Origin of the sequence: Sporosarcina sp. NCCP-2222, from assembly GCF_023168145.1 — a bacterium.
GTDB lineage: Bacteria > Bacillota > Bacilli > Bacillales_A > Planococcaceae > Sporosarcina.
The window spans coordinates 110,421-135,600 of sequence record NZ_BQYK01000006.1 but is presented as its reverse complement, the minus strand read 5'-3'; the positions used below and the strand labels follow the sequence as shown (position 1 = coordinate 135,600).

Below are 25,180 nucleotides of genomic sequence, written 5' to 3'. Positions count from 1 at the left end.
TCATTGCCATAACGACTTGGGAATGGCAGTCGCAAACTCGATCGCAGCGATAGAAAACGGTGCGGATCAAGTGGAAGGAACGATCAACGGTATTGGAGAACGGGCAGGAAATGCAGCGTTGGAAGAAATTGTGGTCGCTTTGCATATCCGAAAAGACTTCTACGGCGTCGAAACGGGCATTAACTTACAGGAAATCAAACGAACTAGCCAGCTTGTCAGCCAGCTTACGGGGGTTGTTATCCAGCCGAATAAAGCAGTTGTCGGCAAGAATGCATTCGCCCATGAATCCGGTATACACCAAGACGGCATGCTGAAGAACCGTGAAACATATGAAATCATTACGCCTGAGTTGATTGGCGAAACGACAGCGCCGCTCGCATTAGGAAAACACTCTGGACGTCATGCATTTAAAGACCGTGCGGTTTCCATGGGATTTGAACTGACGGACGAACAGCTGAACGAAGCGTTCGCAGAATTCAAGAACTTAGCGGATAAAAAGAAAGAGATCACAGAGGATGATCTATTCGTATTATTTACGGGCAAGCAAATCGAGTACTCCGATGTGCCGACATATGAACTGACAAATGTCCAAGTGCAATACGGTACTTCGAATGTGCCGACTGCTACTGTATCTGCTACAGTGCCGACGGGTGAAAATGTAGTCGTCGCCACAACAGGCGCAGGTTCAGTCGAAGCGATTTTTAATACATTGGAAAAGCTCGTCAACGGCCAGGTTCACATTCTGGACTACCGTGTTACATCGATCGGCAAAGGACGCGATGCACTTGGGGAAGCAGTCGTCAATTTAAGCTTCAATGGCGAAGTGCTGACAGGACGGGATGTAGCGCAAGACGTTTTGGAAGCTTCTGCAAAAGCGTATTTAAATGCAATTAATCGAAAACTGATCAAGTCGGCTGTAAAGGTAAAAGAACCGGTTTCTTGACAAATTAGTGATATATTGCATATGGAATTTTATTCAAGGGAATTCAAGTGAAATGAAAACAATGAGGAGGAGAAGTTCCATGGAAAAAAGAGTAGCTGTTCTACAAGGCGATGGAATTGGACCAGAGGTGACATCAGCGGCGGTACGTGTGCTCGAGGTGATTGCAAGACGTTTCAATCATACGTTCCACTTCGAGTACGGTGCGATTGGCGGTGATGCGATTGATCGGTACAACAATCCGCTTCCTGCTGAAACAATTGCACTTTGTGAAGCGAGTGATGCTATTCTTCTCGGTGCGGTCGGCGGACCAAAATGGGATCAAAATCCATCCGAACTGCGACCGGAAAAAGGTCTTCTGGCCATTCGAAAACATTTTGATCTGTTTGCCAATCTTCGTCCAGTGAAGGCAGTCCCTTCTTTGATCCAGGCTTCTCCACTCAAGGAGAGTGTCGCGAAAGAAGTAGACATGATGATTGTCCGCGAATTGACGGGCGGCATCTACTTCGGACAGCCGAGTCGGTTTACCGATGAGTCCGCTGTCGATACACTCGTTTACACTCGCCCGGAAATAGAGCGCATTGTTGAGAAGGCATTTGAGCTCGCACGCTTACGAAGAGGGAAAGTCACATCCGTAGATAAGGCAAATGTTCTTTCTTCAAGCAAGCTGTGGAGACAAATTGTAGATGAGAAAAAACAGGGATATCCGGATGTTGAAGTGGAGCATCAGCTAGTGGATTCCGCAGCAATGAAGTTGATTACCAATCCTTCCGCTTTCGATGTGATCGTCACGGAGAATATGTTTGGGGACATTTTGAGCGATGAGGCATCTGTTATTACGGGTTCACTCGGTTTATTGCCATCCGCAAGTGTCCGGACAGATGGATTCGGCTTATATGAACCCGTACATGGATCAGCTCCGGATGTGGCAGGGAAAGGGGTTGCCAACCCGGCAGCTGCCATTCTTTCCGCAGCGATGATGCTCAAGTATTCATTCGGCATGGAAACGGAGGCAGCTGCCATCGAAAAAGCGGTCGAAACGGTGTTTGAGGAAGGATGCTTTACAGCAGACCTGGCCGTCGATGATAAAAAGCTTTCCACAGCTGAATGGACAGATAAAGTAGTGGATGAACTAGATTTGCAGTTCGTTTCCAATAGCATTATGTTCTCATACGTGTAAACAACGAAGGTTGGCAAATGGAAGGAGAGGCCCGAAATGGCAAAAACGATTATCGAGAAAATCTGGGATCAGCATATCGTCTACGAAGAGGAGGGGAAACCCGACCTACTTTACATCGATCTGCATCTGATTCATGAAGTGACATCACCGCAAGCGTTCGAAGGGCTGCGGCTGGCAGGCCGGAAAGTTCGTCGCCCGGATTTATGTTTTGCGACGATGGATCATAATGTACCGACAAAGAATTTGCCGGTCATCCAAGATCCGATTGCAAAGAAGCAGATCACCACGCTCGAAAAAAACTGCGAGGAGTTCGGCATCCAGCTGGCACATATGGAGCACCCGGATCAGGGAATCGTCCATATTATCGGTCCTGAATTAGGATTGACACAACCGGGAAAAACGATCGTTTGCGGTGATAGCCATACGTCCACTCACGGCGCATTCGGTGCGATCGCTTTTGGGATCGGAACGAGTGAAGTCGAGCACGTCCTTTCGACGCAAACCCTTTGGCAGTCCAAGCCGAAGACGATGGAAATCAAGATTTCCGGTCAATTAGGTTATGGCGTCACTGCAAAAGACGTGATTTTAGCCATTATCGCTAAATTTGGAATCGATGTCGGAACGGGCCATATCGTTGAATATACAGGCGAGGCAATCAGGAACATGACGATGGAAGAACGGATGACCATTTGCAACATGTCCATCGAGGCAGGTGCCAAAGCCGGTTTGATCAGCCCGGATGAAACGACTATCAACTATTTAAGAGGTAAAAGATTCGCTCCGGAAGGCGCTGAGTTTGATAAAGCAGCTCAGCGGTGGCTTGATTTGGCGACGGATGCTGGAGCGACATATGACACAGTATTAGAAATCGATGCGAATGAAATTGAACCATTCGTAACATGGGGCACGAATCCTTCTATGGGAACTGGCATTAGCAAACATGTTCCGAGAGCAGAGGATTACGCATCGGACTCCGACAAGGAAGCACTAAAGAAGGCTCTTGCTTATATGGATTTGGAAGAAGGAGCGCCGATGACGTCTATCGCAGTTCAACATGTATTTATCGGTTCCTGCACGAATGCTCGGCTGAGCGATCTGCGGAGCGCAGCAAAATTGGTGGAAGGACGGAAGGTGCATCCTTCTGTTACAGCGATTGTTGTACCAGGCTCCCGAACTGTGAAGCAGCAAGCCGAAGCTGAAGGATTGGATCGGATTTTCATTGAAGCCGGTTTTGAATGGAGAGAATCGGGTTGCAGTATGTGCCTCGCCATGAACGACGATGTAGTGCCAGCCGGAGAACGGTGTGCCTCGACGTCCAACCGGAATTTCGAAGGGCGGCAAGGCGCAGGTTCGCGCACCCACCTGATGAGCCCGGCGATGGCCGCAGCTGCCGCCATTGAGGGTAAATTCGTCGATGTACGCACACTGCAGCCGGCCCATGCGTAACTGAAGAAAGGATGAGTCATAGTGAAACCGATCAATATCGTGGAAAGCATTATTGTCCCGCTGAACCGGAAAAACGTCGATACCGACCAAATCATTTCAAAAGAATTTCTAAAACGGATCGAGCGCACCGGCTTCGGCAAATACCTGTTCTACCATTGGCGCCATCGTCCAGACGGCTCGCGCAATGAAGACTTTGTCTTGAACCAGCCGCAATTCGAAAATGCCAAAGTTCTCGTCGCACATGAAAATTTCGGCTGCGGTTCTTCCCGTGAACACGCCCCTTGGGCCATCATGGACTACGGTTTCCAAGTCGTCATTGCGCCTAGCTTCGCCGACATTTTCCATAACAACTGCTTTAAAAATGGCATCCTGCCCATCCGGCTTACTGTCGAAGAAGTAGAAGAGCTGCTGGCCAAAGGGGAACAGTCAACATATGAAGTAAAGGTCAATTTAGAGGAACAAACCGTTGCCGGGCAAGACGGCGCAACCTATTCCTTTGAGATCGATCCATACTACAAACAGATGCTCCTAAATGGCTGGGATGAAATTTCCTTGACCTTCCAGTACGAGGGACATATCCAAAATTACGAAAAGCAACATGCGTAAGGAAGACTGTTCAGCGAAGTCGAGTCGAGCTCAAGCGGAGCCGGAGGGTGAAGAGCAGAGCAGATTAGCATGGTTGAGTTGATTTTTTAGTTGAGAGATGACCGTGGAGATTGCAACTGGTGTGCTAGTGGAATCGAGCGGTTCCTGGGAAGATACGAGCGGTTATCCTTGGAATTGAGAGGTTGGTAAGGGGATACGAGTGGTTACCGTCGGAATCGAGCGTTCGCGGAAATATACGAGCGCTTCGCAAATGAAATGCGTGAACGCCAATAACTCGAGTTGAACGCCAATAACCGGTGTTGAACGCCAATAACTCGAGTTGGACGCCAATAACCGGTGTTGAACGCCAATAACTCGAGTTGAACGCCAATAACCCGTGGTGAACGCCAATAATTCGTATTGAACGCCAATAACCTTTGGCGAACACCAATAAACCATGGCGAAGGCAAGACAAACGAATTCCCGCATTCATGACTTACCAAAATAACACGAGTAGTTAACCCATTCAAACGAGCTGCCAGCTAATAAAGTAAAATTTCTTGAATCGATCTATCATTTCAGAACCAAACAAAAGAGCCCTCGGCAAATCGGAGGCTCTTTTGTTTTTTCTTATTCTTTGCTTTGCTGGACAAATGATTCGCCATTTTTGCGTGCTTGGATATCGATTTTATCTTCGGGGTAGGCTTCTTCTGCTTTATTCAAAAAGGCGGCTGCAACTTGTTCGGCCTGTTCTTTTGACACATCGTGATCTACTTCGAAGTCGACTAGGACGTAGCCGCCGCTGTCTTCCGTGACAATGAGGCTGACCGATGAGACGCCTTGTACTTCGGAGAATTCTTTTTGTAATGCTTCATCAGATTTGGCTGTGTCTGATTTGTCTACCACGCCTTGGCTTTCAAGGTTTGCCTGCTTTTCTGCAGCGGTCTCTTGTTGTATCATCTGGTCGTCGGCCTTTTGGGTATCTTCATTATTGCAAGCTCCGAGAAGCATCGCCCCCATGAATGTGCCGGCTAACACAGTGTTTTTCATCTGAATGACCTCCTAGAAAAGTATAGATGCCATACTAGCAAAAAAGAGTGCGAGCTTCAAGGCTCACACTCTTTGTGTAGTAAAGCTTATACAGGATCATTGCTGTTCAAGAAAGACCTCCACTTGTCGTAAAGGCATCTAGGGACATCCACTTTAAAAAATGATGTTACTTTGTTATCCGATCGTCGCTCTTCGTTCTTCCGCCTTGCGAGTTAGTTGGTCAAGCAGAACATCATAAGAATTGTTCACGGTCTGTTCCTTTTCGGAGAACAGGGTGGCGATCCATCCATCTGCGCTAAATTGATGGGAAAACTGCTCGGCGGCTTGGGTAAAGGCTTTGGAACTTTGAGTTGCAGAAGTATCTGTCGTTTCGTCGGAATCGGTAACTTCGGTAACTTCAGTTTCAGTTGCTGGTTGGGCTGTTTTAGAGGCACTGGATGAGAATGATGATGAGGCAACATTCCGCTCATACGCACCTTTATTAATGGAAGCTGCAATTTTGGCGATATCAGGGCGAAGTTCTTGAACGGCTTCCATGGCAAAAGTCATTTCATTCGGGTGATCCGCAAAGTATGGATTCTCATACCAGTATTGATCTTGAAAGCGCCCTTGCGATGCTGCTAGATCACTATTATAAGGCGAGTTGTACCAGTCGCTGGACGGTTTCTGGATGCCATGCTTCTGTGCTAGCTCCGGGTCTGTTGCGAATGTGATGACATGGGGTACTTCGCCAGGTGCATTTTTGAAATCTGCAATCAGTTCTTCCATTCTTGCTTGCCGGTTCGCAATTTCCTGCTGATCTCCGCTTTGCATGGCCTCTTTCAGTGAGCGATTTTGAACGTCCAGCAAGTTGCCGTAATATAATTTGTTTGGTTTGAACTCACCGTTAACTTTGTCATACCAGGCGGGATGCTGTTTAGCCTCAAACTGATGATAGGCTGACCAGTCGTTTTTCCGGATGGAATCCATAATAAGAGAATTGCGTCCTTGGTTGACTGCCGCCAGCGGGTTTGCGGCTGCCGCTTCTTTTCCCCAAACTCTCTTCCAGCCATCTCCTCCTGTTTGGTTCGTATCTCGGATTTGCATATTAAAATTGCGATCATTCAATGCGGAAATAAACAAACGACCACCTCGTTCTTTAGTATTTATGTCATAGATTATAAGCTTCGTCTTTTCTACTAGTATAACGTAATGTGACATTGTTTGACAGGATATTCATAAAACTTTTTCTCTATTTTTCAATTGGAGTCTTTTATAAAGACTAAGAGGAGGGCATAAGCACGAAGCTGCAAAATTCTGCATAATATGCCTGCATGTTAAACACAAATTCTACCTATTTCAACTACGATTAGCTAAAGTTTTTCCTTTTCTTGCCCATAACCAATCAATGGGAGGCCATAATACGGTCGTTTATGTTATCATTATGAAGAGAAATTATCAGGAGGAAGAGAGGATATGCCACGAAGCAATAAAATTAGCAAGATTGTCCAGATTTCTTTTTTATCTATTATATTGATGCTCGTTGGTTGCACTTCGACAGAGGCGGAAAGCCAGCAGATTGAACAGAGTTTTACCGATATACATAATGATTTCTGGGCTAAGAACGAAGTGACGCAGCTTGTGAATATGGGAATTATTAATGGTTATCCGGATAAGCAATTCCGGCCTTCTGTGGAAGTTTCAAGGGGGCAAGCTGCCAATTTAATGTCGGGTGCGCTAAAGCTTCCTGAAGCAGCCTATGAACCGATTTTTAAAGATGTCAGTTCCAAGTCCTCTCATTTGAAGGGTGCTATGGCGACCTATAAGGCAGGGATTTTTCTTGGAAAAGAAGATGGGACGTTTGGTGTAGGTGATTCATTGACTCGTGAGCAGATGGCAACGGTCATCACGCGGGCATTCAACTTGCAAGATACTGGAGAAGAGATTCATTTCACTGATGAAAACAGGATCAGTGAATCGCATCGTGAAGGTGTAAAAATCTTAGCGCAGCATGGCATCACGACCGGGAAGGAAGATGGCTCATTTGATCCGAAAACATCGGTAAACCGTGCGACGTATGTAGTATTCTTGCATCGAGCTATGGTCAAGACAGGTATGATTGAGGAACAATTGTCTGTGGACTTCAAACCAGCTCAGACGTTTGGCAAGTATGAAACGATCCGGACGGAAAGAAATTTTGCGGAAGTACCAGTTTCGGATACATCGAAAACTTATTTGCGTTCCAATCAATACTTACAGTATGCCGGAGAAAAAACGGTGAAGCACCCGCATGCAACCGATAAAGTGTATACGTACAAAATCGGTGGGATACCGTCTGTTGCCGTGACGGTGACAAAGCGGGAGTTGCCGAACGGGGATTACTTCCTATTTACTGAGTTGAAAAACAATCAGCGTCTGCCGATCACAGTAGATCTGGTCCAGACGGATAACGGTGTTACCCGCAGTCTTTTGCATACGTATGACCGTTTCCCGATCAAAAAAGTGACCGATGGCACATTCGGTTTCGATATTACGACGTATCCAACAGGGATATTTGAGGAAACATCTCCTGAAGGAACGAAATCACAGAAGATGATCGGGAAAGCATACCAATCCAAAGCGCTGACTAAATCGTATTCAAACGGTTCGGCGAGTCATACGCGAGAACTTCTTAGTGAAACAGAAGCGTTCAGCGGTGTGAAGCTGGGCGATTCCCAGTTGTCTGTTTACCATTTGCAATCAAGAGGCTATGATATTGTGGATCAATGGATCCTCGTATCAAAGGAAGAGCTTTTCTCGACGAAAAAAGAAATGGACGATTGGATGCTCGAGTCGGCCATTAACTATAAGAAGCGGAATAAATGGTATACCGCCCAAGGTCCTTACAATAAGATGGCAACGACCATCGAGCCAATGCCGGAATCAGGCAGAGGATATGGCCGTAACTTGTTGCTTGTTAAAGAAGATCGGGTAATGGCGAAGTACTTAGACACGAAAGAACGTTATTATGAAAGTTTGCTGTACAACTCATATGCCAACTTAGATGTATTCCGTGGTAACTCCACCTACTGGGAAACAGAAGTGACCAGTACCTATTTGAAAGGATTGTTCGGGCTGACAGCGCCTTTCGTTGACACCAGGTTCAATGAGCAAATCGCACTCTTCCTGTACAATGGAGGAAAGGCATTCGGACATTCCGATTACAATGTTGGATTGAAGAACTATGCGGATCTGTTAGTTTCACAGCGCAAGAAGGGCAATATCATTTCCGTTGGAACCAATGCGTTTTATATACCGGATTATTTCCCTTCCAAGCAAAAGGTGAAAACACATACATCAATGAACCATCAGCTAGGCGGCATGAATATCTTGCTTCTCGCGTATCAAGAATTCAAAGATCCGGTCTATTTGGAAACGGCGAATAGTATTCACGCAGCTCTCGTTAAAGATGTGGATCAGTGGATCCGGCCGGATGGAGATATTTGGTATAAAGTATCACCGGACCATACATTTGTTGGCCGTGACTACACACATTTGACGCTGGAAGACTTGATTCATTCTTACGAAATGTGGTCTGAAATTGATCCGTCCAAAGTGGGTGTCTTCGAAAAGATGATTCGCTCGAAAGCCGGGTATATGGATCGAAATGAAAAAGGCTACACGACGAAAATTAAAAATGGTTTAGAACGAATTGGCATGCCGGGATTACTGCCAGCAGGCACAGAGCATACGGATGCGCTGTAATAATAAAATACAACAACGCCCAAGAGGACAGCTATCGTCCCTTGGGCGTTGTTTTCGTATTAATTGATTTTCGAAACTAAGTCTGAACGGATCCAGCCATAATCGGAAGGAGGATTTAAATCAGATATTACTTTGTACCAAATGTAACCGTCGCTTCCTGTCGTCTCATCAACGATAACGAGTGGGTAGCCGAATGCTGCCTCAAATCCTGGGTTTTTCGGTTTGTACGTAAACAATTTTGCGCTGGATGTATCGGGGCTTGTCCGTACATTCACGCCTGTCGAGCCGTCATAAGTAATCCGGCCAAGCTGCGCTTGCTTATAATCCCGTCCGCCGAGGAATTTATCGATTCGCCACATGTGACCAGCGATTTTGCTTCCCCAGTTCGGGTCAGACGCATATTTAACATTGAAACCGACTGCCTTGTTCCCTGGAACGGCTCCATTCGCATGTGCGCCGAGCGGATTGGCATAGTTTAAATTGATGTATCGCGTGACAAACGCATTTACACTATTTTTAGGGCTTGCATACACTTCGCCAGCTTCCGGCGATGAATCAAATACTTTTATGCCGAATAGATTATTTTTCGTTTGTGCATTTGCACTAATGCCATAATCACTTTCATGGATAGCTGCCGCTAAGATGAACATCGCATTCACATTGTATGTCTGCTCAACTTCCTTCAAATAACTGCCAAGACCAATAAGTTTGGATTTGGTGGATAAATCTTTATAACGGGCATGACCGCTGCTTTCACGTTCACGCAGTGCTTCCGCTATATAAAGATTTAGCTCTTCAGCAGTATAGCTGGAAGGCTGGCGCACAGATTGAAATTGGAAGTACGGATAATGTGTAATGACCTGTTTGGATGAGACATTTGTAAAATGCACGCCATCCAGGCTCGTATACTTCCCAGCACCCATAGCAGAGGATGCAGGACCGATGGAATATGTCCCATAGCTCTTGCTTAAATTGTCGTACGAGTAGTGTGTTAGGATTCCACTATTGTCTACAACATAGTAGTCATAGCCGGTTACAAGTTCGGATGGAACAAGATCGACTTCATTTTGCTTTGCGTAATAAGAGGAACCTGCCACTTCGACAATGACATAATCTGGACCACTGCCGATATATTTCATTTCACGGCCTTTTTGAATATAGGTCACTTCATTGCGCAGCGTTTTATCGCTATATAGCGATGTGAGCTGCTTCGGGTTTTGCGAACCGAATGCTCGGCCAGATTTCATTTTAATGATTTTATTATTTTTTTGAATGGCCTTTATGGACGAAGATGCATTGTAAACAGCCAATGCATCTTCGTATGTTTTATAGAGTGCGATTGTCGGAACAACTTGTCCGTTTGAAATCGAACTTACTTTGTATACTTCCGGATCGACATCAGGCACTTCAGGTTGTCCTGGTTCACTCGGAGTTTCTGGTTTCAATACTTCGGCTGCGGCATTCATTCGGAAAAGGAAGGCGGCCGCATGTGCAATTGTCGCACTGTTTTGCGGTTTGAAATAAATCCCGTCTTTTTGATGGTCGCCGCGGATAATATTTAAGTTGACCGCTGCAGAAACCGCGTTTCTAAAATTCGCCGAAATTTTCGCTTGGTCTTTGAACTTCATGTCAATGGTCTGAACAGGCAAATCCATGTAGCGGAATGCTTTGTAGATCATGCCAGCCATTTGCTGTCGGGTAATTTTGTCATTTGGCCTGAATGTGCCATCCGGATACCCGGACAAAATACCAGCGCCAGCAGCATTTTGAATTTCAATTGTCAAACTAGAGTTTGCTTTTAGATCTTTGAATGTATACTTCGTGGAAACTGGCAAGCTCAAAGCACGGGATAAATACGAGGCGAATTCTCCGCGCGTAACTGCTTTGTTCGGATTGTAGTTTCCTTTGGCATCTGGTTTGATGACACCTTTTTGAATCCAATAATTCAACTCCGTTTCCATCTGATGGCCTTTAATACCACTGGCTTGTGCCACATTCATGAAAAGGGAAGAGAACATGAGCAATGTCAATAACGTCAGTGAAACTATTTTTTTCACTCGTAAACCTCCTTCTGTCTAACTATTAATATAGTAACAGAATTCGGAAGCGAGGATAAGGACCAATTTTCGCATGTTCTGCGTGTGGATCTATCATTTGCCTACGAATATTTAATTAGAGGCCTGTCCATTGGCCCATGCGAAGCTGTTTTGTAAATAACGAATAATCAATTTTCAAAAATGAAACTAAAGAGCACACCGCAACGTCGTATTAGATGCTATAATGTCAGAAGGGTTATCACATAATAAATTTGGCTATCAGTCGTAGAAAGGGTATTATTTTACATGACCATAATCAAAGATAAAATTAGTGGAAAAGATACTATATACTTTATTGTCTCTTTGGCGGTATTGTTCGTATCGCTGTTTTTGCCAACATCCATCGCCCTTGTGCTCACATCCTTATTCTTTGCTGCGCTTGCATTCCTAAGGCCCCAGCAAAGCCTAGTGTTTCTCGTCATTTATGTCAGCATCCGGCCGTTGCTCGTTGAAGTCAACTCAGGCGTGAAGCTGGTCGGTGACTTGATCACCTTGATTGCATTTCTAAGATTGTTGGTTGCTGCACGCAAAAATTTATTAAGTCTATTCCATTTCAAATTATTTGAATGGGCGCTTATTCTCCTGCTAATTGCCGGATCGATCAGCGGCCTCATGAATGGGGTTCTGACTTCAGCAGTTATTTTCCAAGTTCGTACATTCATTATCATGTATCTTCTGTATTACATCATTTCACGCAGCCGCTTACCGGAAGGCTGGCTGAAAAGTCTCGCTTGGGTAACGGTGTGGACCGGCGTTATTTCATCCGTCCATGGATTGATTGAGAAGTTGTCGATGCGTCAAATGCTGTTGCCGGATGTTTGGAAGTACAAAATATTGTCTCCAACAAACGCTGTAAGGATTTATGGATTGCCCGGCAATCCAAACTCACTCGCGTTGCTATTGTTTTTCAGCATTTTGGCCGTTTTGTTCCTTCAACATATGTATAAAGGTGAAAAGTACAAATGGTTCTTCAATGTGAACTTAACATTGTTCATTGGCGTCTTTATCCTCACCTATTCCCGGGGAACATGGATTTCGGCTTTTGTTTTCGGTGCTTTGTTCATCCTCATGACAAGGAACTGGCAAGTATTAAAGCGACTTGCAATTGCAGGTGTAGCATCAATCATACTTATTTATTCCCCGGTGAATTGGGGAGTACAATATTTTAAATCACTTGGGGTAGAAGGGCCGGATGTTGAAGGTCCAGGAAGCATCGGTGGCCGTCTTGGCGAGACCTTCGATCAGAAAAACTTGGATCTCATGTCGGAAAGCGGACGTTTCTTCTATATTAAAAAAGGGTTTGAAATCTTTAACGATTATAAAATTGTCGGGTCTGGATTTGGATCCTTCGGTGGCTCGGCTACGCTGTCTTATGGCTCGCCGATTTATGACCATTACGGAATCCGTTCGGATATTTATGGCGGCAAGTATTTCTATTCAGACAACCAATATATCCAGATCATTACAGAGACGGGTGTAGTAGGCGTTATCCTTTTCGCGGTTTATCTTCTAGGCATGTTGGCTCTTTTCTGGAAACAGCGAAAAACGACGTTTGGGAAATTCATGATCGCCCTTTGGTTTGCGACAGGATTCTCCGGTTTCTACTACAATATTTGGGAATTGAAAATGTATACGATGTTTTATTTCCTTCTGTTCGGGGCCTTTGCTTCTATGACAGATCAATATGCAAAATTCAATTTGAAAGAAAAATAAAGGCATTACAACAACCACCTGGGCGGTTCCCGGGTGGTTTTTTCCTTCTTATGGATTATGGCAATTTACCTTGAGCTCTGGTAAGCTGTAGATTGATTCATAGAAAGGAAGGTGTCGACTTATCAAGTATTCTAGCGTTTCGGTACGAAATATCGGAAAAAAAGTCGCGATGACAGTTGCAGCTGTCTCTCTTATACTCTCAGTCCCGGCAGGAGCTTCGGCCAGCACATCTACAGTTGAAAGCTATCCCGTTTCTTCAGGTGTCACGTACACACATAACACTCATGGAGGAACAAACCACGTAAACCATTTGCAAGTAAATTTAAACGATCCTTACACAAAGTTGTCAGTCGGACTCCCTTCTCCATTGGCGAAGACGGATGCCACTACGACACTGGCCAATCGTGATTCACGAGATGGCAACCGTGTAGTCGGTGCAGTAAATGCCTCGTTTTTTGATATGAAATCAGGTTTGCCTCTTTATTTAATATCCCAAGGCAATGAAATCGTAAACGGTGGAGCCATTTCCAGTTCACCGGATTATTATGTTAGCCAGCCGATTGCATTCGGTGTCATGAAGGATGGACGAGCCGAAATTGATCATTTCGACTTCAATGTTTCCATCAACCATGGTGGGACAAACTATAAAATGACGGGCTTAAACCGGGAACGGCAAGCCGGTGAAACGATTGTCTTCACTCCACAAAACATATCGAAAAACACAAATTCCAATGAATTTGGCATTGAGATTGTTGTGGATACAGGTTCACCAATTACTTCTACATATTACGGTCAACAATTAACCGGAAATGTCGTGAAAGTTCGGGATTACGGTTCTAAGGAAAAAGTTGAAATTCCTTCAACCGGCTTTGTTATTTCAGCACACGGTGAAAAAGCTTTGGAACGGTTAAAAGGAATTAAGCAAGGCGATAGCGTTTCTCTTTCTATCACAATTGATGATAAATGGAAAGATTCAGAGTTCATGCTAGCTAGCGGGCCAATGCTGCTTAAGGACGGTAAGCCGAATATCACAATGAACACTAACAACTGGCGTGCAAAAGCGACGACAGCACGGACGGCCATTGCAATAAGCAAGGACAAAAAGCAAGTTCATCTGGTCACCGTCGATAGCCGGAGTGGCTATAGCAGCGGTATGACATTGACGCAGTTCGCCAATTACTTGGCGGCACAAGGTTACGACCGGGCACTTAATTTTGACGGCGGCGGCTCTACAACGATGGGAATCCGCAAACATGGCAGCAACACAGTCGTGCTTGGCAACCGCACGACTAACTCCAGTCAGCGGAAAGTATCAGCTATCGTGGAAGCAATCAGCACTGCACCTGTCAGCGAACCTGGCATCATCAGCGTCTCAAGAGGACAAATCGGTGAGGTGTTAGTTGGAGCTACAGTGCCACTGACATTGAATTATGTTTTGGATGCTTATTATAATCCATTAAAATCGGATGCTTCTCAAATCGAAGTGACATCAGATAAAGGGAAAGTGACAGGAGCAGGCATGGGCTATACAGCTCTTGAGGCTGGAGAGGACCGTGTCAACATCAAGTATGGTGCGGCAACGCAATCATTCCCGGTCAAGGTGGTAGATGCACCGGCCAAGCTGACCATTTCTCCGAGCACAACAAAGGTCGATCCTGGTACAACGGTTTCATTCAAAGTCAATGCGACCGATGCACAAGGCAAGCCGATCGTCTATTCACCGGAGCAGGTTCAATGGGGTGTCACAGGCAACATCGGGACGATTAGCAGTTCAGGCGTCTTCAAGGCATCTTCTGTACCAGGCAGCGGTAAAGTGACTGCGTCACTCGGTACGAAGACGGTATCTGTTTCGATTGACCTGTCTGACGGTACGCCGGCATTCAAAGATATTCCGGCAGATTACGCATACTATACTGAAATCCGTTACTTGAAAGACCACGGATATATTAAAGGAGATATCGACGGCAAGTTTAATCCTGGCCAAACGCTATCCCGTGAGCATGCGGCTGTCATTCTGAGCCGGGTGTTCAATTTGGACACAACACAGGCAGGAGCACAGAAGTTCTCAGATGTTCCTTCGACGCATCGTTACTACAATGAAATTAATGCAATCGCAAGTGCGGGTCTTGTCGGCGGAAGCAACGGCAAGTTCGATCCTTCTGGCCAATTAACGCGCGCTCAGATGGCTGCGATTCTCGTAAAAGCTTATGAGTTAAAAGGCGAGTCGGCAAAGAAATTCAAGGATGTGCCGCCAACTCATTGGGCATATAAGCAAATTCATATCTTAGCTAACCACGGTATTACAACAGGAAATGAGCAAGGTAAGTTTGAACCGAACAAGCCGGTCAACCGTGCCCAGTTCAGCGCATTTCTATATCGCAGCATGACAAAATAAGTTTTTTAGACCGTCCTTCTTCGGAAGGGCGGTTTTTGCGCTTTAGCGATTTTTCATAGAATGTGGGGAAACAATAGAGAGACATACTACTATTCTGGAATGCTGCAAACCGCACCAAGCCAGGCGTATCGTGTACCATTTTCATGAAAACAGCAACCATGTTATAATGAAAGCATTAAGGATAAAGGAAGTTTGCTAATGAGAATTGGAATTGTAGGAAATTACGGAAACGATAATAACGGAGACGAGGCAATCCTGCTCAGTTTAATTAAGCAGGTGACTTCGACATTCTCCATTGAGAGCAACCAGATTACAGTATTCAGCAATAACCCGAAGCAGACGGCGACACGTTATGGCGTGGAGAGTTTTCCGCTATATTATAAAAAAGGGAACGCAGCCAAAACATTTTTCGCTACGTATCAAAACAATAAACGAATCGTTCGCACGTTTGATCTTCTGATCATCGGCGGCGGCGGCATCCTGATGGATTTGTATAAGCGGGAGGCGCCGCTTTATGGTTCTTACGCTATGATGGCGAAGAATTCGAATGTACCGTATGTCATTTACGGCTGTGGGGCAGGTCCGCTGCACACGGGGCTCGGCAAATGGTTCATCCGCTATATGTGCAAACATGCGGAGAGCGTGTCAGTCCGGGATCCGGAGTCGGCTCAGCTGCTTCAAACGGTTGGCGTTACAAAACCTGTCGATGTCATTGGCGATCCAGCCTTCTCTTTGCGCAAGGATCGTGTGGAAAAGTCTGAAGCACCATCGCAAATAGGTGTGACGGCAGTGCCGTATTACAATGCGGATTATTGGCCAGAAGGGAATCCAGCCATCTATCAGGATTATGTCGATGGCATGGCGAAAAACCTGGACGAGCTGGCAGAACAGTTCAACGTTCAGATTAACTTCTTCGCTACGAAATTCCCGCAGGATGCCAACGTGACGAAGGACATTCAGGCACAGATGAAACATGCGGATAAGACGACCGTACTCGATGAGAATCTATTGCCTGAACGAATTCTGGAAATGACGGAGAAGCAGGACATTGTCATCGGAACGAGGTTACATTCGCTGATTTTGGCAACTTGTACAGAAACGCCAATCATGGCAATTTCATACCACCATAAAGTGAACGATTTCATGAAGTTGGCGGAGTTGGACCGGTATGCCTTCCCAATTAATGATATTCATCAGAATTCGCATCTGTTTGCCGAAGCTTTCAAGCAGATGGCTGATAACTGGCCGGCTACATTAGAGGAAACAGAACGGCTGTCCGAACAGCTTTACGAGGAATCAATGAAAGGCACGCGCCAATTTATTGATGCTATTAAATAAAATAGAAATGAGTATGACCACCATCTAAATCGGTGGTCATTTTTAATACCAAGGTTAGCTTGACGTAATTCACTATTACCAACTATCATGGTACTATAAATTATTTTTTGGTACCAAAATAGAAGAAGGGAGAGAAGGCATGAGAGAAAAGCTGCAACATGCTGTTTTAGAATTGATCGCAGAAAAAGGCTTGAAATTTACGATAAGTGACATTGCAGCTAAATTAGCGATTAGCAAGAGGACATTTTATGAGCATTTTCACTCGAAGCAGCATATTATCGAAACGATTGTGGACGAGGCAATTGAGGAAGTTAAGCAACGTGAACGATCGATTTTCCAGAGGAAAGACTGGTCCTGCGAACAAAAACTAAAGGCGATTTTATTGATCGTTCCCAGTGGACTGCAAGTTGGGGATGCTGTGTTATTAGACCAAATGAAGCGATTTGCGCCGAATGAATGGGTGAAAATAGAAAAACTTTTACAGGATGAATGGGAGACCGTTCGAGAAATTATTGAAATCGGAATACATAATGAGGAGTTCCGTCCAGTAGATGTGCCGAGTGTCCTCCAAGTATTGAAGGGATCCTCTATGGCGATTTTTGACCCCGAATTCCTTGCGTATTCAAAAAAATCATTGGCAGAGGTAGTGCAGTCTATGGTGGATTTCGTGATGCACGGGATAATAAATCGAAAGGGATGAGGTAGTTGGCATGGGTTTATTTATCAATGGCAATCTTGTTTGAAATTATCGGAACAATATCCATGAAGCTGTCCGAAGGGTTTACAAAAGGGGTACCATCAATCTTAATGGTTGTATTCTACCTTTTCGCTTTTGTCAGTTTAAATTTTTCATTAAAGGTGATTCCGGTTAGCGTTGCGTACGCAATTTGGTCCGGAATTGGGACGGCTGCTATCGCGGTGGTCGGATATTATTTCTTCAAAGAAACGCTGACTGTAACAAAGATTATAGCGATCGGGCTTATTATTGCCGGGGTTGTTTTATTAAACAGTGGTGACCATTTGGTTCACAAAGCTCAAAGCGGAGAATCGTCGAGCTCACACGAGATGGAGGGGTAACCATGGGAAGTGTTCAAAAACAACCGTCGATGCGGGTCTTACAGTGGTTTTTCGTAGTAATTGATGTGTCTTTCATTTTGTACTTTGGTGCCACAGCACTTAAAATGATCCCGCTGGAATATGCGTACTCGGATTATACAAATCCTATTATGGTTGCCTGGAATTGGTCCTTTTTTCCGCTTGATATGGCTATCTCCATAACAGGCCTGACATCGATTTATTTGCATCGTAAAAATCGGCCAGAGTGGAAACCGTTTGCCTTAATCTCCCTTGTGCTCACTTTTTGCTCTGGTTTAATGGCCATATCCTATTGGTCGATCCGTCTGGAATTTGATATGAGTTGGTGGACATTAAACTTAGTCTTGATGTTGTATCCTTTGTTTTTTATTCCTCGCTTTATAAAGGGCAGCACTCTTGCAAGACAATCATAGTGTAAACAAAGCCGCTTTGGGTACTTCCCAAGCGGCTATTTTAGTAGAGGAATTTATAAATTAAAGGCAGCCCGCACTTCATTCACATACGATTGGCTGATCGGGAGTTCACTGCCATCGTTCATTGTCAATACAAGCCCGGAAGAGATATCTTTGGAAATTTTTTGGACAGCGGATAAATTGACGATATACGATCGATGGACACGGAGAAACGTGTCGGGCAATTTGGATGTTAGTTCTTTCAGTGTCAAGCTCGTGCTGAAAGTTTCCACATTGGAATAAAACCATGTCTTCTTCTGGAGGCTTTCGATATGGGTTACCTGCTCTACTGGAATGGGGTACCAATCGTCACCCTTCTTTCCGGTTAGCATACGAATGGGTTCTTTGATCTGGACAGCAGGGGGCAGAATGACGAGCAATACCCCCAGTTCTCCTTGTACAGGAACAGGGTAGCCGACGCCGTAAAACAATACACCTGATGGTGACTGTTCCATTCGTTCCATCTTCCTTCCTGTTTGACATACTGCATCTGCAATACTATGCTTTGCAAATGCTTCTCCGACTTTCAATTTTACGTCATAGGTACCTTGCGAATAATGAATGTATTTCCCGCCCACAGCAATGGCGAGTGATGCACCGTTTGGCACCCAATCTTCCAGCACACTTGTATAGTGAGCCAGCGAATCATCTCCGTGCTTCTCCAACGTCAATTCCATCCCTCTTTCTGCTTTTGCTGTTTTCAATCATCGTGTAAAAATGCCCTTTCATCCAGAAAAATACGGAACTTATCCAAATGTCCAGACAATATGAATCTTCTGTTATATATTAATGTATATCATAAATTACTGTTATGGCACAGTAAGAAAGTAGGAATTATTGAAAGGAGAGGAATTGTGAATATGAGAACTAGAAAAGAGCAAATTGCACAGTTGGAAAAGGAATGGGGACAGAACGACCGATGGGAAGGAATTGAGCGGGGCTACACAGCAGAGGATGTCATTAAATTGCGCGGTTCCGTGTTGATCGAGCACACTTTAGCCCAAAGAGGGGCAGAACGGTTATGGAAATCAATTCATGAAGAGGCGTTTGTCAATGCGCTCGGTGCACTGACAGGAAATCAAGCTGTCCAGCAAGTGAAGGCAGGCCTACAGGCGATTTATCTAAGCGGTTGGCAAGTGGCAGCGGATGCCAATCTCGCCGGTCATATGTATCCCGATCAAAGCTTATATCCGGTAAACAGTGTGCCGAATGTTGTGAAACGCATCAATCAAGCTTTGCAGCGTGCGGATCAGATTGACGCCGCGGAAGGCAGGGACGACGGGTTTGATTGGTTCGCACCGATTGTGGCGGATGCGGAAGCCGGATTTGGCGGACCGTTGAATGTGTTCGAGCTGATGAAAGCAATGATCGAAGCTGGAGCTGCGGGCGTCCATTTCGAAGATCAGCTTGCGTCGGAGAAAAAATGCGGCCATCTAGGCGGAAAAGTTCTGCTCCCAACGCAAAATGCGGTTCGTAATTTGATTGCAGCGAGATTGGCGGCAGATGTCATGGGTGTGCCGACTATCATTATTGCCCGGACGGATGCGGATGCTGCCGACTTGATCACAAGTGATATTGATTCAAGAGATTTTGAGTTCATTACAGGAGAACGGACGCCGGAAGGGTTTTACCGAACGAGGGCGGGCATGGACCAGGCGATTGCAAGGGGGCTCGCCTATGCACCTTACGCGGATCTCATCTGGTGTGAAACATCGACTCCGGACCTAAAGGAAGCGAAACGCTTTGCAGATGCCATTCATGAGCAATTCCCTGGAAAGCTGCTAGCGTACAACTGCTCGCCTTCGTTCAACTGGAAATCCAATTTGGATGACGAGACGATAGCCAGTTTCCAGAGAGAACTCGGCAAGATGGGCTACAAGTTCCAATTCGTGACATTGGCGGGCTTCCACTCTTTGAACCATAGCATGTTTGAATTGGCACACGGATACAAACAGCGGGGGATGGCCGCCTATTCGGAGCTGCAGCAGGCGGAGTTTGCAAATGAATCCAAAGGGTACACAGCGACCCGGCACCAACGGGAAGTCGGCACGGGGTATTTCGACGAAGTGACGCAAGTCATTTCAGGCGGCACCTCTTCGACAACTGCGATGAAGGGATCAACGGAGCAAGCGCAGTTTGTCTGATGAAACTATAAAATCGGAAAGGATGAGACCTCTGAATCAGCAAACACGCTTTACGATAGACATATTGGGTGAAATCACGGCAGGAACGGAAGAAATGTTAACACCGGAAGCATTAGAATTCCTTTATGCGCTGCATACAGAATTTAATGAAAGACGAAAAGCGTTAATGGAAGAACGCCACCATAGGCAGCAACGGCTTGATCAAGGCGAACGGCTCGGTTTCCTGGAAGAGACACAGTCAATCAGGGAAGGGGATTGGACGGTTGCGCCGATTCCTCCTGATCTTCAAGACCGCAGGGTGGAAATTACCGGACCGGTCGACCGGAAAATGATCATTAATGCGATGAATTGCGGGGCCAAAGCTTTCATGGCCGATTTTGAGGATGCAACATCGCCGACATGGACGAATGTCATTGACGGTCAGGTCAATTTGAAAGATGCGGTAAGACGCACCATCTCCTATGAACATCCGATCAGTGGCAAAACGTATGCATTGAATGAAGAAACAGCAGTGCTTATCGTGCGGACGCGTGGTTTGCACTTGGAGGAAAAGCATGTCGTGATTGAAGGAGAGCGGATTGCTGGTGCATTTTTCGATTTCGGTCTTTATTTTTACCATAATGCAAAAGAATTGATACAGAGGGGAACAGGGCCCTATTTTTATTTGCCGAAACTGGAAAGCCACTTAGAGGCTCGATTATGGAATGACATATTCGTCTTTGCGCAGAAGAAACTCGGCATCCCCCAAGGAATCATCCGGGCCACTGTTTTAATTGAAACAATTACAGCCGCCTTTGAAATGGAGGAAATTCTCTATGAATTGCGAGAGCATGCTGCGGGTCTTAACTGCGGCAGATGGGATTATATTTTCAGTTTCCTAAAACGGCTGCGTAACCATCCGGACGTCATCTTGCCGGACAGAAATCAAGTGACGATGACATCCCCTTTCATGCGCGCGTATACGCAGCTTTGCATCCAAACATGCCATCGAAGAAATGCTTTTGCGATGGGCGGCATGGCAGCTCAGATTCCGATCCGTGACAATGCGGACGCAAACGAGGAGGCATTTCGGAAAGTGAGCGAGGATAAGAGGCGGGAAGTGCTGGAAGGGCATGATGGAACGTGGGTAGCCCACCCTGGCCTTGTGGCAGTCGCAATGACAGAGTTCAATGAACAGATGAAAACGCCAAACCAGCTTCATCACAAAAGGGAGGATGTTCAAGTCACGGCTGACGATTTGCTGAAGGCCCCGCAAGGCTCGATTACAGAGGAAGGCTTGCGGATGAATTGCAGTCTCGGCGTCCAATACATCTCTTCCTGGCTCAACGGGCAAGGGGCTGCGCCAATCAACCACCTCATGGAAGATGCAGCTACCGCGGAAATATCACGGTCGCAAGTATGGCAATGGATCCGCCATCCGAAAGGTAGATTGGTAGATGGGCGAAATATTACAATCGACCTATTCAAAACTATTTTAGAAGAAGAAATGAAGAAAATTGCTACGGAAACTGGAGAGCGCCGATACAAGCTAGGCAGATTTCAAGAAGCCGGTGAGCTCTTTCAATCAATGGTAATGCAAGACGATTTCGTAGAGTTTTTAACTCTGCCTGGATATGAAAAAATATGAACTTACGGAGGTGACGAATATGGGCAAGACGTGCAACGAACAAGTGAAAACGAAGAAATATTGCCAGGAATGCGGTTGTGAAATCGTGGAGAAAGTCGAGTCCTTGCTTTATGAATGTGAGCGCTGCATCGGAAAATATACAGAATAGAAGGGAGGACGGCTTCATCCAATGGATAAAGCCGTTTTTCTCTTAACAGGAAGGCAGACAGAAGTAGACGGAGACCTATATTTGCCGAACGTTTCTCGTAATTTCGACAGGTCTAGCGGTGAATAAAAGGAGTTTCACGGCTATATCACGAATAGTAGGGTGGGAAGCAGCGAATTTGATGAGGGGGATGAAAGATGAAGAATGAAGAAATGTTACTGATTCCGGGACCCACGCCGGTCGTCGATTCCATTTATGATGCGATGGCGTCGGAGACAAGAGGCCATACGGATCCTCGGTTTGTCTCTATTTATAAACAGGCCATTGAACAGACGCGCGAATTGTTCAAAACGGATGGCGAAGTGTTCGTCATTTCAGGTTCTGGAACCGTCGCGATGGAAATGGCGCTCGTCAATACGGTGGAAGCAGGAGAGCGGTTGCTGATCATCAGCCATGGTTACTTCGGTGACCGGTTCATCAAGCTGGCGGAGGCGTTTGGAATCGTAATTGATGTGCTGCAAGCGGAATGGGGACAGCAAATAGCAATAGAGGAAGTGGAAAAGAAACTCGCTGCCCATACATACAAGGCCGTCACGGTGACCCATGCGGATACGTCGACAGGTGTCGCTGCTGACTTGGAACGCCTCGTTCCGCTCATTAAGGGACATGGTGCCCTCGTTATTGTGGATGGTGTTTGTGCGACTGCTGCTATGGAAGAGGATATGAGCAAGGAATACGGCAGCGCTGGCCATACAATTGATATTGTCCTGACGGGCTCCCAAAAAGCAATCGGCGTTCCGCCTGGCCTTGCCATTGTCGCATTCAATCAAACGGCATTGCAGGCAAGAGAAGCGATCGGCCGTGTACCTGCGTATTATTGCGATATTTATAATTGGATTCCCATCATGCAAAATCCAGGCAATTATTTCGCAACACCACCTGTCAATCTCATTTACGCATACGAAGAAGGGATGAAACTCGTTCTGGCAGAAGCGATGGACAAACGGATCGCACGCCACACTGCATTTGGCCGAGCCGTCCGCACAGCTTTGCGTGAGTACGGCATGACACCGCTCGCTTCGGAAGAGGTGGCGGCTTCTACATTAAGCTGCATCCTCTATCCGGAAGGCGTGAATGATGCGGAATTCCGTGCGGCTCTTGCGAAAAAAGGCATCATCGTTGCCGGTGCATTGGCACATTTAGCAGGCAAAGCCTTCCGCATCGGTCATATGGGGAACACGACAGAAGAAATGCTTGCTGGTGCCATCCGTGCCATCGGCGAAGTGCTTCAGGAGATGGGCCATGCAGTCGATATTGACAAGGCAGTCAACCAATTTACCGGTCTTATTTCGGTTGATGTTCAATAAATGAAGTAAGCAAAACGCCAGGGGGATATACGCCTGGCGTTTTGCTTGTTTTACACAAGTTACCGTTCCTCTTGTTTCACTTCGACCCCAATATCCGGCCGGTCTGTGAAGATCCCATCAGCGCCCCATTCATATAATTGGCGTATCTCTTCCTTTTCATTGACCGTATACGGATGGACATCTAGTCCATGCTGATGGAATTGATCGATCAATTCTTTTGACACGGCACCCTGGTTAATGCCAATGCCGGATGCATATTTAGTTAACTTCCTGTAGTCAGATTCATTGAAGGAAGGAGGTATTTCAAAAGAATACAGTTGAATTAACGGGATGTCCGGTTCTATTTTATGAATTCGCTGCAAGCTTTTACGGTCGAATGACTGCAAAATAATCCAAGGAGGATTCTGCTTGCCACTAAGGCTTCCGAAGCTCTTCAGCTGGGCAATCAAGTCTTCCTCTATCCCGGGATAGTCACCGGGTGTTTTCAGTTCAATATAGTAATTCGCATCAGTCCCGAACCGTTCCAGCACATCCTGTAAGCTGACGAGTCCTTCGTTTTTCCCCTGCTGGCCTTGCGAAACGGCCTCCCTCGGTCCCGGGCTTTCATCATGCAAAGCCTTCAGTTCTTCAAAGGTCAAGTCCGCTACAGGAATTTCTTTTTGTTGATTGACAATGAACCGATCATGCATGACGACGAGCTGGCCATCCTTCGTTTGGTGAAGATCGAGTTCCAAATAGTCGGCCTGCATTTCGTAAGCGAGTTCATATGCCGCGATTGTATGCTGTGGCGCATAAGCAGAGGCGCCGCGATGAGCGATGATCAGGAAATCATCCTCAGGCAATGGAGGCGGCTCAGCGGTTTGTTTGCAACCGATTAAAAATATGAGAAGAATAAACGAAAAAATCTTTTTCATGAGATATCCACCCCTACGAATATACTAATTCAACACCGATTAAAAGAAAAATCAAAATTAGCAGGAAAAACGAAATCTTTTATCGAAATATGTCTATTAGGATTTTGAAAGTCTTTCAAGTTAGCAATGACAAGGTGTCGGAAAGGAATTTGATTCATGAAAAAAGTGGAACTGATCAATGTATCAAAATCATACGACAAGCAAGTGGACGTTATTTCCAATATAAACGTCACGATTGAGCCGGGCGAGTTTTTTGTTTTGGTCGGCCCGTCCGGCTGCGGAAAAAGTACGATGCTTCGGATGATTGCAGGACTGGAGGACATAACGGGTGGTACATTGAAAATCGGGGAACAGGTTGCAAATCATTTATCTCCGGATAAAAGGGATTTGTCGATGGTGTTTCAAAACTATGCGCTCTATCCCCATTTGACTGTCCAACAGAATATTACGTTTGGCCTCGATGTCAAACGCATGAAAAAGGAGGAGCAGAAACGAAAGGCAGAAGAAGTGGCACAATTGCTTGGCTTGACAGAGTATCTTGGCAGGAAACCGAGGGAGCTGTCGGGCGGGCAGCGCCAGCGTGTGGCATTGGCACGTGCGATTGTGAGCGAAACGCCGATTTGTCTTATGGATGAGCCGCTTTCCAACTTGGACGCCAAACTGCGGGCGCATATGCGGTCTGAAATCAGAAGGATTCAGCGCTCACTTGGCATCACGATGATCTATGTAACGCATGATCAGGTGGAAGCGATGACGATGGGCGACCGGATTATGATTTTGCATGAAGGCAAAATCCAGCAAATCGGAAGGCCGATTGAGATTTATAATCATCCCGCGAATCCGTTCGTCGCCACTTTCATCGGTTCTCCGCCGATGAATCTGGCGGAAGCCGAGCTGGATGAGCTGAATTCGCAGTTACTTATCGGAAATGACCTGAAGCTGCCGTTGCCAGAAGGGGATTATTCGGAAC

Annotated in this window: 21 protein-coding genes and 1 pseudogene; 16 read left to right on the top strand and 6 right to left on the bottom strand. The window is 45.9% G+C overall.

Going from position 1 to position 25,180, the window contains the following annotated elements:
• The 4 genes from NCCP2222_RS14030 to leuD form a co-directional block, all read left to right on the top strand.
• On the top strand, positions 1-943 hold a 943-nt coding region (locus NCCP2222_RS14030; RefSeq protein ID WP_248512975.1), incomplete at its 5' end, for a 2-isopropylmalate synthase.
• Positions 944-1,022: 79 nt separating this feature from the next.
• Positions 1,023-2,120 (top strand): 3-isopropylmalate dehydrogenase, encoded by a 1,098-nt coding sequence (gene leuB / locus NCCP2222_RS14025; RefSeq protein WP_248512974.1) that lies wholly within the window; start codon positions 1,023-1,025, stop codon positions 2,118-2,120.
• A gap of 36 nt (positions 2,121-2,156) precedes the next feature.
• Entirely contained in the window at positions 2,157-3,566 is a 1,410-nt protein-coding gene (leuC, locus tag NCCP2222_RS14020) for a 3-isopropylmalate dehydratase large subunit (RefSeq protein WP_248512973.1), read from the top strand.
• Between the two features lie 21 nt (positions 3,567-3,587).
• Positions 3,588-4,172, top strand: a complete 585-nt coding sequence (gene leuD, locus NCCP2222_RS14015; RefSeq protein ID WP_248512972.1) for a 3-isopropylmalate dehydratase small subunit — start codon at positions 3,588-3,590, stop codon at positions 4,170-4,172.
• 162 nt (positions 4,173-4,334) lie between these two features.
• On the opposite strand, the gene NCCP2222_RS14010 is transcribed toward leuD, so the two are convergent.
• From NCCP2222_RS14010 to NCCP2222_RS14000, 3 genes are all read right to left on the bottom strand, one after another.
• The gene (locus tag NCCP2222_RS14010; RefSeq protein WP_248512971.1) at positions 4,335-4,640 is read right to left on the bottom strand and encodes a hypothetical protein; all 306 of its coding nucleotides are present in this window, start codon (positions 4,638-4,640) and stop codon (positions 4,335-4,337) included.
• A 141-nt stretch (positions 4,641-4,781) separates the two neighbouring features.
• Complete coding sequence (locus NCCP2222_RS14005) at positions 4,782-5,201, bottom strand: hypothetical protein (RefSeq protein ID WP_248512970.1); 420 nt, start codon at positions 5,199-5,201, stop codon at positions 4,782-4,784.
• Between the two features lie 174 nt (positions 5,202-5,375).
• Positions 5,376-6,323: a hypothetical protein gene (locus NCCP2222_RS14000; RefSeq protein ID WP_248512969.1), complete on the bottom strand. Its 948-nt coding sequence runs from the start codon at positions 6,321-6,323 to the stop codon at positions 5,376-5,378.
• A 333-nt stretch (positions 6,324-6,656) separates the two neighbouring features.
• On the opposite strand from NCCP2222_RS14000, the gene NCCP2222_RS13995 reads away from it, so the two are divergent.
• Positions 6,657-8,924, top strand: coding sequence for an S-layer homology domain-containing protein (locus NCCP2222_RS13995; protein WP_248512968.1), 2,268 nt, complete (start codon positions 6,657-6,659; stop codon positions 8,922-8,924).
• 59 nt (positions 8,925-8,983) lie between these two features.
• Here the strand turns inward: NCCP2222_RS13995 and NCCP2222_RS13990 are convergent, their stop codons facing one another.
• The gene (locus tag NCCP2222_RS13990; RefSeq protein WP_248512967.1) at positions 8,984-10,981 is read right to left on the bottom strand and encodes an S-layer homology domain-containing protein; all 1,998 of its coding nucleotides are present in this window, start codon (positions 10,979-10,981) and stop codon (positions 8,984-8,986) included.
• A 285-nt stretch (positions 10,982-11,266) separates the two neighbouring features.
• On the opposite strand from NCCP2222_RS13990, the gene NCCP2222_RS13985 reads away from it, so the two are divergent.
• The 6 genes from NCCP2222_RS13985 (at position 11,267) to NCCP2222_RS13960 (ending at position 17,974) form a co-directional block, all read left to right on the top strand.
• Positions 11,267-12,733 (top strand): O-antigen ligase family protein, encoded by a 1,467-nt coding sequence (locus tag NCCP2222_RS13985; RefSeq protein WP_248512966.1) that lies wholly within the window; start codon positions 11,267-11,269, stop codon positions 12,731-12,733.
• A 169-nt stretch (positions 12,734-12,902) separates the two neighbouring features.
• Entirely contained in the window at positions 12,903-15,128 is a 2,226-nt protein-coding gene (locus NCCP2222_RS13980) for an S-layer homology domain-containing protein (RefSeq protein WP_248512965.1), read from the top strand.
• Positions 15,129-15,326: 198 nt separating this feature from the next.
• A complete protein-coding gene (locus NCCP2222_RS13975; protein WP_248512964.1) occupies positions 15,327-16,466 on the top strand; it encodes a polysaccharide pyruvyl transferase family protein in 1,140 nt (379 codons plus the stop codon).
• A gap of 139 nt (positions 16,467-16,605) precedes the next feature.
• On the top strand, positions 16,606-17,166 hold the full coding sequence (locus NCCP2222_RS13970) for a TetR/AcrR family transcriptional regulator (protein ID WP_248512963.1): 561 nt from the start codon (positions 16,606-16,608) through the stop codon (positions 17,164-17,166).
• A 5-nt stretch (positions 17,167-17,171) separates the two neighbouring features.
• Entirely contained in the window at positions 17,172-17,543 is a 372-nt protein-coding gene (locus NCCP2222_RS13965; RefSeq protein ID WP_248512962.1) for a DMT family transporter, read from the top strand.
• Positions 17,544-17,545: 2 nt separating this feature from the next.
• Positions 17,546-17,974, top strand: coding sequence for a DUF5360 family protein (locus NCCP2222_RS13960; RefSeq protein WP_248512961.1), 429 nt, complete (start codon positions 17,546-17,548; stop codon positions 17,972-17,974).
• Between the two features lie 53 nt (positions 17,975-18,027).
• On the opposite strand, the gene NCCP2222_RS13955 is transcribed toward NCCP2222_RS13960, so the two are convergent.
• On the bottom strand, positions 18,028-18,690 hold the full coding sequence (locus NCCP2222_RS13955; RefSeq protein ID WP_248512960.1) for a LytR/AlgR family response regulator transcription factor: 663 nt from the start codon (positions 18,688-18,690) through the stop codon (positions 18,028-18,030).
• Positions 18,691-18,873: 183 nt separating this feature from the next.
• On the opposite strand from NCCP2222_RS13955, the gene aceA reads away from it, so the two are divergent.
• The 4 genes from aceA to NCCP2222_RS13935 all read left to right on the top strand — a co-directional run bounded on the left by aceA (position 18,874) and on the right by NCCP2222_RS13935 (position 23,296).
• Positions 18,874-20,157, top strand: a complete 1,284-nt coding sequence (gene aceA, locus NCCP2222_RS13950) for an isocitrate lyase (RefSeq protein WP_248512959.1) — start codon at positions 18,874-18,876, stop codon at positions 20,155-20,157.
• Between the two features lie 22 nt (positions 20,158-20,179).
• The gene (gene aceB, locus NCCP2222_RS13945; RefSeq protein WP_248513071.1) at positions 20,180-21,784 is read left to right on the top strand and encodes a malate synthase A; all 1,605 of its coding nucleotides are present in this window, start codon (positions 20,180-20,182) and stop codon (positions 21,782-21,784) included.
• A 19-nt stretch (positions 21,785-21,803) separates the two neighbouring features.
• The gene (locus NCCP2222_RS13940; RefSeq protein WP_248512958.1) at positions 21,804-21,932 is read left to right on the top strand and encodes a YhfH family protein; all 129 of its coding nucleotides are present in this window, start codon (positions 21,804-21,806) and stop codon (positions 21,930-21,932) included.
• Positions 21,933-22,126: 194 nt separating this feature from the next.
• A complete protein-coding gene (locus tag NCCP2222_RS13935; RefSeq protein WP_248512957.1) occupies positions 22,127-23,296 on the top strand; it encodes a pyridoxal-phosphate-dependent aminotransferase family protein in 1,170 nt (389 codons plus the stop codon).
• A 59-nt stretch (positions 23,297-23,355) separates the two neighbouring features.
• On the opposite strand, the gene NCCP2222_RS13930 is transcribed toward NCCP2222_RS13935, so the two are convergent.
• Complete coding sequence (locus NCCP2222_RS13930; RefSeq protein WP_248512956.1) at positions 23,356-24,210, bottom strand: glycerophosphodiester phosphodiesterase family protein; 855 nt, start codon at positions 24,208-24,210, stop codon at positions 23,356-23,358.
• Positions 24,211-24,366: 156 nt separating this feature from the next.
• On the opposite strand from NCCP2222_RS13930, the pseudogene NCCP2222_RS13925 reads away from it, so the two are divergent.
• A pseudogene (locus NCCP2222_RS13925) lies at positions 24,367-25,180 on the top strand (ABC transporter ATP-binding protein); the annotation flags it as partial.